Below are 13,791 nucleotides of genomic sequence, written 5' to 3'. Positions count from 1 at the left end.
GGCACCCGCTTGCCGGGTGTGGCGTTACTTGACCAGTTGCTGCCAGATCGCCTCGGTGGGAGCGGCCTGGTTCAGTGAATAGAAATGCAGACCCGGTGCGCCACCGGCCAGCAGGCGCTCGCACAGTTGCGTGACCACATCCTGGCCGAAGGCGCGGATCGATTCCGTATCGTCGCCATAGCTGGCCAGCTTGAGGCGGATCCAGCGCGGGATCTCGGTGCCGCACATGTCCGAGAAGCGCATCAGCTGCGAGTAATTGGTGATGGGCATGATGCCGGCGATCACCGGTACGGTAGCGCCCAGGCGAGCAGCCTCGTCCACGAAGCGGAAGTAGGCATCGGCGTTGTAGAAATACTGGGTGATGGCTGCATTGGCGCCGGCCTTGACCTTGCGCGCGAAATTCTGGACATCGTCCTGCGGCGAACGGGCCTGGGGATGCATTTCGGGGTAGGCCGCCACTTCGATGTGGAACCAGTCGCCGGTCTCGGCGCGGACGAACTCGACCAATTCGTTGGCATAGCGGAATTCGCTGGATGCCTGGTCCATGGCGCCATAACCACTGGGCAGGTCACCGCGCAGCGCCACCAGGCGCTTGATACCGTTGGCGCGGTAATCGTCCAGGATGGCACGCAGGCTGGCACGCGAGCTGCCGATGCAGGACAGGTGCGGTGCAGCCTGATGGCCTTCGCCGATGATCTCCAGCACGGTGTCGCGGGTGCCCTGCTGGGTGGAGCCGCCGGCGCCGAAGGTCACCGAGAAATAGCGGGGCTGCAGTTGAGCCAGCCGGGCGCGGGTGGCGCGCAGCTTTTGCGCGCCTTCGGCGGTCTTGGGCGGGAAGAATTCGATACTGAAATTATGCGTACTCATTGATTCGATCCCGATTTCAGCAACAGCGTCGACAAGGCCCAGGACACGATGCTATAGAGCAGCGCGCCGCCCACGGCAGACCAGAATCCGGCCACGTGGAAGCCGCCCACCAGTTGCGCCACGACCCAGAACATCAGGCCATTGATGACCAGGATGAACAGACCCAGCGTGACCACCGTCACCGGCAGGGTCAGCACGACCAGCACCGGGCGCACGATGGTATTGACGAAACCCAGGATGAGCGCGGCCAGCAGGGCCGAGCCGAAACTGTCGACCTGCACCGAGTGCATCAGGTAGGGGACGGCCAGCAAGGCCAGGGCGTTGATGAGCCAGGTCAGCAGCAGGCGCACGGAGATTCCTTTCGACCCCGTCAGGGGAGTGATGAAGACAGCAGCGGCCACTGTAAGCGCGGCGCCCCTCGGGACGCCGCACAGGCCGCTGGATCAAACGTTGCCAACCATGCAGGGCCGGCGTGAAGCCGGCCGCTGGCATGGATCAGTAGCGGTAGTGTTCCGGCTTGTACGGACCTTCCAGCTTCACGCCGATGTAGGCGGCCTGCTCTGGCGTGAGTTCGCTCAACTGGGCGTTGAGCTTCTTCAGTTGCAGGCGGGCGACCTTCTCGTCAAGGTGCTTGGGCAGGGTGTACACGCCGACCGGGTAGGCCTTGGTGTTGACGAACAGTTCGATCTGGGCAATGGTCTGGTTGGCAAACGACGAGCTCATCACGTAGGACGGGTGACCGGTGGCGCAACCCAGATTGACCAGACGACCTTCGGCCAGCAGGATGATGCGCTTGCCGTCCGGAAAGATCACGTGGTCGACCTGCGGCTTGATGTTTTCCCAGGTGTACTGCTTCAGGGCGGCGACTTCGATTTCGTTGTCGAAGTGGCCGATGTTGCAGACGATGGCCTGGTCCTTCATCTTCTTCATGTGCTCATGGGTGATCACATGGTAGTTGCCGGTGCAGGTGACGAAGATGTCGCCGTGTTCGGCGGCATAGTCCATGGTCACCACGCGATAGCCTTCCATGGCGGCCTGCAGGGCGCAGATCGGGTCGATCTCGGTAACCCATACCTGGGCCGACAGCGCGCGCAGGGCCTGGGCCGAACCCTTGCCGACGTCACCGTAGCCGGCCACGATGGCGACCTTGCCGGCGATCATCACGTCGGTGGCGCGCTTGATGCCGTCCACCAGCGATTCGCGGCAGCCGTACAGGTTGTCGAACTTGGACTTGGTGACCGAGTCGTTGACGTTGATGGCCGGGAAGGCCAGCTTGCCTTCCTTGTGCATCTGGTACAGGCGATGCACGCCGGTGGTGGTCTCTTCGGTGACGCCCTTGATTTCCTTGAGGCGCTTGGAGTACCAGTTGGCATCCTTGGCCAGGTAGCGCTTGATGGCGTTGAAGAGGCAGACCGCTTCTTCGGAGTCAGGTTTGGCCAGGACCGAGATGTCGGTCTCGGCGCGGGCACCCAGGTGCAGCAGCAGGGTGGCGTCGCCGCCGTCGTCCAGGATCATGTTGGAATAGCCACCGTCGGTCCATTCGAAGATGCGGTGGGTGTATTCCCAGTATTCGTCCAGGTTCTCGCCCTTGACGGCGAACACCGGGGTGCCGTTGGCAGCAATCGCGGCAGCGGCATGGTCCTGGGTCGAGTAGATGTTGCAGGACGCCCAACGCACCTGCGCGCCCAGTGCTTCCAGGGTCTGGATCAGCACGGCGGTCTGGATGGTCATGTGCAGCGAACCGGTGATGCGGGCGCCCTTCAGGGGCTGGGAAGCAGCGAATTCCTCGCGGATCGCCATCAGGCCCGGCATTTCGGTCTCGGCGATCTTGATTTCCTTGCGGCCCCAGTCAGCCAGGTTGATGTCGGCGACGATGTAGTCTTGTTGAGTAGTCATGGCAATGGCGCTGTTCACGCCCTCCTTTCATGAAAAAGCCAGAAAAAAAGTAACGTGAGCGCGGTTGCCAGGCGCGGTGCGCCTGTTCATCGCTGCAAGCCTGGCAGGGGTTGTCCCTGTCGCAACGCTCCTTGCGGCGGTGAGGCATTGTGAGGATTGACGTACCGGACGCAATGCCGACATCGGTACGGGGAGCGGATGAAGCTGTTCATCCGCGGGAACAGCATTGTAGCGCGGGCCGGGCGTTAGTCAATGCCCGGCCCGCGCTGGCAGGGTGCGTATTACAGACCGGCCGAAGCGCGCAGGGCGGCGACCTTGTCGGTGCGCTCCCAGGTGAATTCCGGCTCTTCACGGCCGAAGTGACCATAGGCGGCGGTCTTGGCGTAGATCGGGCGCAGCAGGTCCAGCATCTGGACGATGCCCTTGGGACGCAGGTCGAAGTGTTCCATCACCAGTTGCGCCAGCTTTTCGTCGCTGATCTTGCCGGTGCCGAAGGTGGTCACCATCACCGAAGTCGGCTTGGCGATGCCGATGGCGTAGGACACCTGGATCTGGCAACGCTCGGCCAGGCCGGCAGCGACGATGTTCTTGGCCACGTAACGGCCGGCGTAGGCGGCCGAACGGTCGACCTTGGACGGGTCCTTGCCGGAGAAGGCGCCACCGCCGTGGGGCGCTGCACCGCCGTAGGTATCGACGATGATCTTGCGGCCGGTCAGGCCGCAGTCACCCTGCGGGCCGCCGATGACGAAGCGGCCGGTGGGGTTGATCAGGTAGCGGGTGTTCTTGAGCCATTCGGCCGGCAGCACCGGCTTGATGATTTCCTCGATGGCGGCTTCGTGGATGTCCTTCTGGTCCATCTCGGGCGAATGCTGGGTCGACAGCACCACGGTGTCGATGGCGACCGGCTTGCCGTCCACGTACTTCAGGGTGACCTGGGACTTGGCGTCCGGACGCAGCCAGGGCAGGCGGCCGTCCTTGCGCAGTTGCGACTGGCGTTCCACGATGCGGTGCGCATAGTAGATGGCAGCCGGCATCAGCTCCGGGGTTTCGTTGCAGGCGTAGCCGAACATCAGGCCCTGGTCGCCGGCACCCTGCTCCAGGTCCACTCCCTTGCCCTCATCGACGCCCTGGGCGATGTCGGGGGATTGCTTGTCGTAGGCGACCAGCACGGCGCAGCTCTTGTAGTCGATGCCGAAATCGGCATTGTCGTAGCCGATGCGCTTGATGGTTTCGCGGGCCACATCGATGTAGTCGACATTGGCGCGGGTGGTGATTTCACCGGCCAGCACCACCAGACCGGTGTTGCACAGGGTTTCGGCGGCCACGCGCGATTGCGGATCCTGGGTGAAGATGGCATCCAGGATGGCATCCGAGATCTGGTCGGCGACCTTGTCGGGATGACCTTCGGAAACGGATTCGGAAGTGAAGAGATATTCGTTGGACATGCAAGCCTCTGACTGAAAACGATTTAGCAATGTCGCGGCCCATCGTTAGTCGTGCCTGCGACGCTTTAGCGAAATTTGTACCCCGTCTCGCAAGTTGTCATTAACTCGACGGCTTGTGCTATTTTACGCCTCTTGCAATTTTCTGCAATTTGGCGGCGGAAGCGCCCCGCTCAACCGTTATCGGCACGTATGCTCGTTTCTTTATTCCGCCTGCTGTCCTTCCTGCCCTTGCCAGTACTGCATGCCATCGGTGTGGTGACGGGCTGGCTGGTGTTCCTGCTCTCGCCGTCCTACCGGCGCCGCCTGCAGAACAACATTGCCCTGGCCGGACATCGCGCCAGCCTGTTCAAGGCGGTCGGCGAGGCGGGCAAGGGCATGTTCGAGCTGCCGTTCATCTGGTGCGCCTCGCCCCGCCGGGTGCTGCGCACGGCACGCCTGCGCAACTGGGATATGGTGGAGCAGGCGCTGGCAGCCAAGTCCGGTGTCATCTTGCTCACGCCGCACCTGGGTTGCTTCGAAATCTCGGCCCAGGTCGTGGCGCACCATACCAGCCTGAGTGTCCTCTACCGCCCTCCGCGCAAGGCTGCCCTCAAGCCCCTGATCGAGGGCGCCCGCGCCCGCGCCAACCTGCACCTGGCCCCGGCCAACCTGGCGGGCGTGCGCATCCTGCTGAAGGCGCTGAAGAATAGCCAGGCCATCGGCCTGCTGCCGGACCAGGTGCCGCAAAACGGCGAAGGCGTCTGGGCCGACTTCTTCGGCAAGCCGGCCTACACCATGACCCTGCCCGCCAAGCTGCAACAGATGAGCGGTGCGCCCTTGCTGCTGGTCTATGCGGAAAGGCTGTCCTGGGGACGCGGCTTTGACGTGCACTTCGTTCCATTTGAAGGTGAACTTCCCGAATCGCCGGTACAGCAGGCCCGCGCCATCAATGCCGCCATGGAAAAACTGATCGCCCACTGCCCGGCCCAATATATCTGGAGCTACAACCGCTACAAGACACCGCCCGGCGTGACCAGGCCCGGGGAGGCATCGTCATGAGACTGCTCCTGGCCATCATGTGGCTGCTGCACTGGTTGCCCCTGCCCATCCTCGGCCGCCTGGGCGAAGGTATCGGCGCGCTGCTCTATATCTATATGCGTCCCCGGCGTCATATCGCGCTGACCAACCTGCGCCTTTGCTTCCCGGAGAAGACCGAAGAAGAACGCGTACGCATTGCCCGCGAGCATTTCCGCCTGTTCGCCCGCAGTGCACTGGAACGCGGCATCCTCTGGTGGGCGCCGGTATCGCGTCTGCGCCGGCTGATCCAGGTCGACCCGGGCATGCCGCTGGAGACCTTCGCCAAGGGGCCGACCATCCTGCTGGCGCCGCATTTCGTCTGCCTGGAAATTCCCGGCGCGACCCTGGGCGTGTTCTCCGAATATTCGGCCTGTACCATCTATACCAAGCAACGCAATGCCGTCATCGACCGCGCACTGCTGAAGGGCCGTCTGCGCTTCCGGCCGGCAACCTTGCTGGCGCGCGAACAGGGCGTCAAGCCCATCATCCGCGCCATGCGCAAGGGCCTGCCCTTCCTGATGTTGCCGGACATGGACTTCGGCATCCGCGACGCCGAATTCGTGCCTTTCTTCGGGGTACCCGCCGCCACCCTCACAGCCACGGCCCGCATCGCCGCGGCTACCGGTGCCGCGGTCGTGCCGGTGGTCTGCACCTTCCTGCCCAACTACAAGGGCTGGAAAGCCACCTACTATCCCGCCTGGACCGACTATCCGGGCGAGGACATCGTGGCCGCCACGCGCCGCATGAATGCCTTCATCGAAGAACGCGTACGTGAGCATCCGGCTGAATACTTCTGGGCCCACAAGCGCTTCAAGACCCGTCCGCCGGGCGAGCCGGACGTCTATGGACGCGACGCGGACTGAGCAGCGAGCGCGACGGCCAGCAGCCGTCCTATAATCTGCACATGAAAATCAAATTTACCAAGATGCATGGCGCCGGCAACGACTTCGTCGTCCTCGACGCCGTCAACCAGGCCATTTCGCTGACCCCCGCCCAGTGGCAGTTCATCGCCGACCGTCGCTTCGGCATCGGTGCCGACCAGATGCTGGTGGTGGAAAAAGCACAGGGTGCCGGCATCGATTTCCGTTATCGCATCTATAACGCCGATGGCGGCGAGGTCGAGCAATGCGGCAATGGCGCGCGCGCCTTCGTGCGCTTCGTCACCGAAAAGGGGCTCACCGACAAGCGCGCCATCCGTGTGGAAACCATGTCCGGCGTGATCGAACCGCGCCTGGAAGACGACGGCCAGATCACCGTGGATATGGGCGCCCCCATCCTGACCCCGGCCGACGTTCCCTTCGACAGCCATGGCCTGCAGCATCGCAGCGAGGCCGAAGACAATCTGTGGCCGCTGGACGTGGCCGGCAAGACCACCTGGATCTCGGTGGTGTCGATGGGCAATCCGCACGCGGTGCAACTGGTCGATGACAGTGAAGCAGCGCCGGTACTGACCGACGGTCCGCTGATCGAACATCACCCGCGCTTCCCCAAGCGCGTCAATGCCGGTTTCATGCAGGTGGTCGATCGCCATCACATCAACCTGCGTGTCTATGAACGCGGTGCCGGCGAAACCCTGGCGTGCGGCACCGGCGCCTGTGCCGCAGTGGTGGCCGGCATCCGGCGCGGCCTGCTGGATTCACCGGTGGCGGTGCAGACCCATGGCGGCGTGCTCAACATTGCCTGGGCCGGCCCGGGCGAACCGGTGATGATGACCGGACCGGCGGTGACCGTGTTCGAAGGCGAGATCGATTTGCCGGATCAGCTCTGAGACAATTTAATACACATATGAAAACGGCTTGCTGAACACATCAGCAAGCCGTTTTCATTTGCCTGCGACCTTGGAAGGCCGCGGCGCGGCGGTTCAAGCAGCCAGATCCTGTTCTTCCACCTCGTCGTCCTCCTGCACCTGCGGCAACACGCTCTTGAGGCGGTACAGCCGCTGACGATAATTGCCTTCCGGACCGGCGGGGCCACAATCCATGTCTTCGAACAGGCGTCCGATGCGATTGAGCGTACCGCGCTGCTCTCCCGTCTCCACCAGGATCAGGCGCCGCTTGCTGCGCGCATACTGGCTGCGGATGTCCACCATCAGGCAATGGCCGCAATCGGCCTGTTTCAGATCGATCAGCAGCGCTTCCGGCCGGGTCAGTCCGAACAGGGCCGCCAGTTCGATGCGTGCCGCCAGGAAGGGATGCGCATTGATCTGCTCGCGACTGAGCTGCGCGCGCGCCCGCATCGCCCATTCGGCAGCCAGGGGGCGATCGGCGACCTTGTCCAGCAAGGTCCGCGCCTGCTGCGCTCCCTGAGTGGCGGCCTTCTGCAACCAATACAGGGCACGCACGTCGTTGCCCGGATCATCGCGACGGTTACGCCAGGCGCCCACCCCGCATTCGACCTGCGCTTCCACATGGCCCATCTCGGCAGCACGCTCAAGGTAATGCTGCACGTCAGCCAGATTGCGTTGCGAAAACTCGGGCTTCAGATAGATACGCGACAGGACATACCAGGCCGCTGCCATGCCCTGCTCCCCGGCCAGGGTGAGCCAGCGGATGGCCTTCTTGTAGTTGGCCGAACCCTGGCCGGCGAAGCGCCGCACGCCCGCCTGGTCCAGACGTCCATATAAAAGACCCAGGGCCAGCTGCGCGTCACGGTCGCAGGCCAGCGCGGCCAGTTCCAGCAATTGCTGGGCGTGCAACAGGTCGGGACGCTTGTCAGCCATATGGACCTGGGCCAGGCGATACAGCAGCTGGATGTTCTGCGCGCCCAGCGCCGCCGCCAGGGCCTCGGAGGGGGCATTGAGTTGCGCCACCGTGCCCTCGTGCTGGCGCAACAGGGCGTCAGCCAGGGGCTGAGCCCGCTGGCGGAAGGTGGCGAAGTCGGATTGCCGCCAGGCCGCGTCGGCCAGCGCGTGCTGGGCTTGTTCGACGCCGGCGTCAGCGGCTTTCTTCGTCCACTGATGCAGCTCCTCGGCCTTGACCGCCGGCGCGGGCGACTGCGCTTCGCCAGGGATGGCGTTCGAAGAGGCTGCAGTGGCGGGGGCCAGCATGCGCTCGCCCTGCCGGGCTAATAACCACTGCGCGTCCGGATCCCCCTCGCGGGCGACCACTTCCAGGGCGCGGATGGCCTTGTGCTTCAACTCGACGCTGATGGTCGCGGTGACGGCAGGGTTATCCAGCACCAGCCGCGCAAACACCAACCCAGCGCGCGTCAGGCCGGCGTCGAATGCACGTTCGTACCATTGCGCAGCTTCCTGCGGCTTGGCCAGCGGTACCACGACCTCATAGGGAATATGCTGGGCGATCAGCATCCAGGCATCGGCCAGCCCCTGGCGCGCCGCCCGCTCCAGCCAATGAAAGGCAGTGCCTGCACTTTGCGGCAAACCATTACCGCCAAACAGATAACGCTTGCCCAGCGTCAATTGCGCCTGCGCCTCTCCAGCACGCGCGGCGCGGATGATTGCAAGATCCTCGCGATTGGCCATCAGACCTCCACGTCCGGTCAGAAAGCCAAAATTATGCCCCACAATCGACATTTCTTTAAAAATGACTCGAAAAACTATCAGAATGCATCTTTTTGACAACAAGCGTATTGACGAGACGATGCGGATCAAGTTTGCGTCATACCTGCCGTTAATAAGTGACAAGCTGAGTGCCAAAATTTGCCTGTCATGCATTGACGGGGTGGAAAGCGTTTGAAAAAAACAACACTCATACTGCACTTTGGCGCTTTCAACCAAAATTCCTCCCCCCACGTGACCAATCTGCGGCCACGCCAAATGAGAACCCTTAATGTCTCACCATCCGACCAGAAGTACGGATCCTCAAGACTATTTTTATAGAAGGATGTCAAATGAAAAAATCTCTGCTGGCACTGGCCGTCCTCGGCGCGTTCGCAGGTGCTGCTCAAGCACAAAGCTCCGTCACCATCTACGGTATCGTTGATACCGGTATCGCTTACTCCAGCAAGGTCGCTACCGCAACCGGTGGCACCGGCAGCAAGTTCGGCATCAACTCTGGCGTGATCCAAGGTTCCCGTATCGGTTTCAAGGGCGTTGAAGATCTGGGCGGCGGTCTGTCCGCAGTCTTCAACCTGGAAGCCGGCTTCACCAACGACGACGGCGGCCTGCAAGGCTCCGACGCCGTGACCTCCTCCAACCTGTTCCGCCGCAAGTCGGTGGTCGGTCTGGCTGGTGGCTTCGGTACCGTTCTGCTGGGTCGTCAAACCGACTTCTCGGACACCATCTCCGCTTACACCGCTGTTAACGACTTCGGCGGCGTGGTCTCCAACTCGGGTTCGGGCCTGAACCGCCTGCAAGGTGTTCGTACCAACAACTCGATCAGCTACACCACCACCAACCTGAGCGGCTTCACCGGTAACCTGATCTACGGTTTCGGCGAACAAGCTGGCAAGACCTCCGCTGGTCAAGCCTACGGCATCGGTGGTAAGTACGACAACGGTCCTCTGGGTCTGGGTATCAACTACTACCAATCCAAGGCCGGTTCGACCCCGTCTGACACCAGCCTGATCCCGGCTGCTGGCACCACCGGCAACGCCAACACCGCTGCTGCCGTCGCTGGCAACACCGCTCTGAAGTCCCTGAACGTTGTGGCTTCCTACCAGTTCGGCGCCGCCCGCGTGTACGCTAACTACTCGCGCGTCAAGCAAGATCTGAAGGGCACCCCGACCGTTGCTACCGCAACCCTGGGCAACGCACAGAAGGTTGATACCTATGAAGTCGGTACCGCCTACTCCCTGTCGCCTTCCCTGAAGCTGCTGGCAGCTGTTGACCACTCCCGCGCGACCTTCAACGGCGTCGACGGCAAGGGCAAGCTGACCCAGATCAGCCTGGGTGCTGACTACTGGCTGTCCAAGCGTACCGACCTGTACGCCTTCGTGTCCAACATGCGCGCTAGCGACATCCAAAACCCGGGTGTCACCGGTGGCGCAACCGGTTCCGATGCCAGCCAAACCGCTGTCATCACCGGTATCCGTCACAAGTTCTAATTCATGGATCTGAAACTGGCATGAATGTGTCAGTTTCAACCTGAATTGAGCCTGAGCTGGAACGAAAAAGGCCTGCATGAGCAATCATGCAGGCCTTTTTCTTTTACCTTTCCTTTACCTTCCCTTGCCTTTTCTTATCGCGCCGCCATGCTTTGCACGCCATGGCAGGCAAGGCCGCCTGGCCACGCCGGCGATGATTGTCAGCATGTCCGATAGCGAGGATAATCTCGCGATATTTCCGGCACGCCACCTTTTGCCTGCCGCTGGTACCTCACTCACAGACCCTCGACGATGACCTCCGAACTGGATTCCAACCTGATTGCCGACTACCTGCTGGAACATCCTCATTTCTTCGAGGAGCATGCAGAGCTGCTTTCGACCATCAAGTTGACCAGCCCGGTAATGGGCCGCGCGGTCTCGCTGCAGGAGCGGCAGATGGAAATCCTGCGCGAAAAGATCCGCGTGCAGGAATTGCGCATGGCCGACCTCATGCGTATCGCCCAGGAAAACGACGAGATCACCAACAAGTTCCAGGCCTGGAGCCGCGCCCTGCTGTTGACGCGCGACGCCGCCGACCTGCCACGCACGCTGGTCACCCAATTGCAGGAAATCTTCCACGTGCCGCAAGTGACCGTGCGCCTGTGGAATCTGGGCCAGGCCCATGCCGACAACTGGGCCACCCGGCAAGTCTCGGACGACGCCCGCATCTTTGCCAACGGTCTGTCGGCGCCCTTCTGCGGTCCCAACAAGGAATTCGAAGCGGCCACCTGGCTGGACGATGCCGACTCGGTGAAATCGGTCGCCATCCTGCCACTGCGCGTGGGCGCAGCGCCTGAAGCCTTCGGCCTGCTGGTACTGGGCTCGCCGGACCCGAGCCGTTTCACCTCCGACATGGGGACCGATTTCCTGACCCGCATCGGCGAAACCGGTAGCGCCGCACTGGCCTGCCTGCTGCGCTGATGCACCGCCTGGCAGAGCGGCCCCGTTCCGTTCTGCGCACGCCGCCAATGTGAAGGATGACGCCATGGATGGCACCGCCTCCGCCCTGATCGGCCACTATCTCTCCTTTTTGCGCGCCCAGCGCAAGCTGTCCCCTCATACACTGGACAATTACGGCCGTGACCTGCAGGAATTACGCTCGCTGCTGGCGCCGGCCGACGCGGACGCATCTAATGCCGAGCTCGATCTGCGCGGCGTCACCCAGGTACAGATCAGGAAATGCGCCGCCCGGCTGCATGCACGCGGCCTGAATGCCCGCTCGATTTCACGCAAGCTGTCGGCCTGGCGCGGCTTCTTCGGGTGGTTGTCGATGGAAATCGAACTGCCCGCCAACCCGGTCGATGGCGTCAAGCCCCCCAAGAAGAGCAAACCCCTGCCCAAGGCGCTGGCCGCCGATGATGCCGTGCGCCTGGTCGCACAGGCCGATCCGGGGCGCGACCCCGACTCCACCCTGGCGGCCTGCAATCGCGCCATGTTCGAATTGCTCTATTCGAGCGGATTACGCGTCTCCGAGCTGGTGGGCATCGACGTGGCCGATATCGGCGAAGGCAGCTATGAGTCCGCCGGCTGGATCGACCTGGAAGAAGCCGAGGTCACCGTCACCGGCAAGGGTGGCAAGAAGCGCAAGGTGCCGGTGGGAAAAGCCGCCCTGCAGGCGATCAGCGACTGGCTGCCGCTGCGGGCCGGCCTGGTGCGCGCCGATGGCGGCAGCGACTGCCATGCACTTTTCCTCAACGAGCGGGGCGCCCGCATGTCGCCCCGGGTCACGCAATTGCGTTTGAAAGCGCATGGCAAGGGAGTGGAAATGGCGTCCGACGTGCATCCTCACATGTTGCGACACTCCTTTGCCTCGCATGTGCTGCAGAGCTCGGGCGACCTGCGTGCGGTACAGGAAATGCTGGGCCATGCCTCCATCACCGCGACCCAGGTCTATACCGCGCTGGACTTCCAGCGCCTGGCCCAGGTCTACGACCAGGCCCACCCCCGCGCGCGCAAGGGCGGCAAGGACAACAACAACTAGCCGCGACCGCCGCTACGGCTGTCGGCGCGGGGGGTGAGCGCCGCATGGGCTAAAATAGATGACCGGCGCTTGCTGCGCCGCCAAGTTTCTCTGCCAGTGACCTGGCTCCTCGAACGTTCCAGCCAATGCCGACCATGAAAGCCAAAGCCGCCGACCACTCCTCCGCCAGCACCAGCGCGCAAGCCGCGACCGTGACGGCGCTGGCCGAGGCGCAACTGCGCGAAGCCGGCGTGCGGGTGACGCAGGCCCGCGTGAACGTGCTGGGAGCATTGCTGGAAACCCGCAGTGCGGCGTCACACCAGGATATCCAGGATCGCTTCGCCGACATGGACCGGGTCACGCTCTACCGCGCCCTGGATTGCCTGACCGAGGCCGGCCTGGCGCACAAGATTTCCAGCGATGACCGGATCTTCCGCTACAGCGCCGGTGCCGATCATCCCGAGCACGGCCTGCACGACCACTCCCATGGCAAGCAACACCAGCACGGTCATTTCAAATGCACCCGTTGCCACCGAGTGTTCTGCCTGGATGCCAGCGATGGCACCGATTTCCTGGCGACCGTCCTGCCCGATGCCGATCGGCATCGCTCCACCGCCGCGCAATTGCAATCGGCCCTGCGCAAGACACTGGGCAAGGGTTTCCAGAGCCACGAAGTGGAGCTGACCATCAAGGGCTGGTGCGCCGATTGCGCCGACTAAGACCAGCCCGGCAACTCAGCAACCCAGCAACCCCATCCTCGCCTAGCGCAAGGCTCCCAGCGCCGCCAGCCGGCGCGGCAACTGCCGCACTGAACGAACCTTCACATCAACGAAACCCGGTAAGCGGCTCAAGGCGCGCTGTCCCCCCATATGTCCCAGGAGCGCCTGGCTGCCGCGCAGGTACTGGGTCACCCAGGCAGTACGCACGCCAAGTTCACGGGCACTTTTCAGGTTATCTACGGTGTCCTCGACCAGGATGCAGCGACGCGGCGCGATCTTGTGACGCGCCAGCAGCTTGCGCAGCATCAGCCGCGAAGGTTTGGGCCGCAACTGGCGATGCACGTGCATGCTCTCGATGGAAATGTGATGCGAGAAATGGCGGTGCAGCCCCAGATGCCGCACCAGTTCGCGTGAATAACGGCGGGGCGCATTGGTGAGCAGGATCTTGCGTCCCGGCAGTTGCTGCAGCCAGCGGCCGATGCCACGCTCGGCACGGACCATGCCGGGCAGGTCATCGAAGAGGTGTGCCTCGTGCAGGAACTCATCGATATCCATGCCGTGATGGCGCACCAGGCCCAGCAGGGTGGCACCGTACAGTTTCCAGTAATGCCGGCGCAGATAGTTCACCGCCGCCTCGTCGCTGGGCTGCCCGTCGTTCTCCAGCACCCGCTGGATGATGCGGTTCATGTTGGTGTTGATGGCCGGGAAGATCGCGTGCGAGGCGTTGTGCAGGGTGTTGTCGAGGTCGAAAAGCCAGAGCGGTGTAGTATTGGACGCCATAAATCGGACCGGCGCGCCTGCCAGC

13 protein-coding genes and 1 riboswitch are annotated in these 13,791 nt (G+C 62.9%); of the genes, 7 read left to right on the top strand and 6 right to left on the bottom strand.

Annotation, left to right across the window (positions count from 1 at the left end; all coding sequences use genetic code 11):
• Positions 1–24: 24 nt before the first annotated feature.
• The 4 genes from metF to metK form a co-directional block, all read right to left on the bottom strand.
• On the bottom strand, positions 25–867 hold the full coding sequence (gene metF / locus ACEOAC_RS03075; RefSeq protein WP_413445518.1) for a methylenetetrahydrofolate reductase [NAD(P)H]: 843 nt from the start codon (positions 865–867) through the stop codon (positions 25–27).
• On the bottom strand, positions 864–1,217 hold the full coding sequence (locus ACEOAC_RS03070; RefSeq protein ID WP_006465147.1) for a phage holin family protein: 354 nt from the start codon (positions 1,215–1,217) through the stop codon (positions 864–866). Before ACEOAC_RS03070 ends, metF begins: the two co-directional genes overlap by 4 nt.
• 145 nt (positions 1,218–1,362) lie before the next feature.
• Positions 1,363–2,763, bottom strand: coding sequence for an adenosylhomocysteinase (gene ahcY, locus ACEOAC_RS03065; protein ID WP_006465148.1), 1,401 nt, complete (start codon positions 2,761–2,763; stop codon positions 1,363–1,365).
• Positions 2,764–2,812: 49 nt separating this feature from the next.
• Positions 2,813–2,902, bottom strand: a riboswitch (S-adenosyl-L-homocysteine riboswitch).
• Between the two features lie 142 nt (positions 2,903–3,044).
• Entirely contained in the window at positions 3,045–4,208 is a 1,164-nt protein-coding gene (gene metK, locus ACEOAC_RS03060; protein ID WP_006465149.1) for a methionine adenosyltransferase, read from the bottom strand.
• A 189-nt stretch (positions 4,209–4,397) separates the two neighbouring features.
• On the opposite strand from metK, the gene ACEOAC_RS03055 reads away from it, so the two are divergent.
• The 3 genes from ACEOAC_RS03055 to dapF are packed head-to-tail and all read left to right on the top strand — an operon-like array spanning position 4,398 to position 7,032.
• A complete protein-coding gene (locus tag ACEOAC_RS03055) occupies positions 4,398–5,246 on the top strand; it encodes a lysophospholipid acyltransferase family protein (RefSeq protein ID WP_413444538.1) in 849 nt (282 codons plus the stop codon).
• A complete protein-coding gene (locus ACEOAC_RS03050; RefSeq protein ID WP_077236195.1) occupies positions 5,243–6,127 on the top strand; it encodes a lipid A biosynthesis acyltransferase in 885 nt (294 codons plus the stop codon). The genes ACEOAC_RS03055 and ACEOAC_RS03050 overlap by 4 nt, the downstream gene beginning before the upstream one ends.
• 41 nt (positions 6,128–6,168) lie before the next feature.
• Positions 6,169–7,032, top strand: a complete 864-nt coding sequence (dapF, locus tag ACEOAC_RS03045; RefSeq protein WP_006465152.1) for a diaminopimelate epimerase — start codon at positions 6,169–6,171, stop codon at positions 7,030–7,032.
• Positions 7,033–7,125: 93 nt separating this feature from the next.
• Here dapF and ACEOAC_RS03040 read toward each other — a convergent pair whose 3' ends face one another.
• Positions 7,126–8,745: a hypothetical protein gene (locus tag ACEOAC_RS03040; protein WP_413444537.1), complete on the bottom strand. Its 1,620-nt coding sequence runs from the start codon at positions 8,743–8,745 to the stop codon at positions 7,126–7,128.
• Between the two features lie 368 nt (positions 8,746–9,113).
• Here ACEOAC_RS03040 and ACEOAC_RS03035 point away from each other — a divergent pair, with 368 nt between their 5' ends.
• The 4 genes from ACEOAC_RS03035 to ACEOAC_RS03020 all read left to right on the top strand — a co-directional run bounded on the left by ACEOAC_RS03035 (position 9,114) and on the right by ACEOAC_RS03020 (position 12,986).
• Entirely contained in the window at positions 9,114–10,268 is a 1,155-nt protein-coding gene (locus ACEOAC_RS03035; protein ID WP_006465154.1) for a porin, read from the top strand.
• A 291-nt stretch (positions 10,269–10,559) separates the two neighbouring features.
• Complete coding sequence (locus ACEOAC_RS03030; protein ID WP_006465155.1) at positions 10,560–11,228, top strand: DUF484 family protein; 669 nt, start codon at positions 10,560–10,562, stop codon at positions 11,226–11,228.
• A 64-nt stretch (positions 11,229–11,292) separates the two neighbouring features.
• Positions 11,293–12,288, top strand: coding sequence for a tyrosine recombinase XerC (locus tag ACEOAC_RS03025; protein WP_413444536.1), 996 nt, complete (start codon positions 11,293–11,295; stop codon positions 12,286–12,288).
• A 125-nt stretch (positions 12,289–12,413) separates the two neighbouring features.
• Positions 12,414–12,986: a Fur family transcriptional regulator gene (locus ACEOAC_RS03020; protein WP_006465157.1), complete on the top strand. Its 573-nt coding sequence runs from the start codon at positions 12,414–12,416 to the stop codon at positions 12,984–12,986.
• Positions 12,987–13,028: 42 nt separating this feature from the next.
• Here the strand turns inward: ACEOAC_RS03020 and ACEOAC_RS03015 are convergent, their stop codons facing one another.
• The gene (locus tag ACEOAC_RS03015; protein ID WP_077236202.1) at positions 13,029–13,766 is read right to left on the bottom strand and encodes an HAD-IA family hydrolase; all 738 of its coding nucleotides are present in this window, start codon (positions 13,764–13,766) and stop codon (positions 13,029–13,031) included.
• Positions 13,767–13,791: the final 25 nt, after the last annotated feature.

The sequence above is a fragment of the Herbaspirillum frisingense genome, from assembly GCF_047325095.1.
In the GTDB taxonomy this organism is placed as follows: domain Bacteria; phylum Pseudomonadota; class Gammaproteobacteria; order Burkholderiales; family Burkholderiaceae_D; genus Herbaspirillum; species Herbaspirillum frisingense.
Note: the sequence above shows the minus strand (reverse complement) of the source record. Positions and strands in the feature narration are given on the sequence as shown.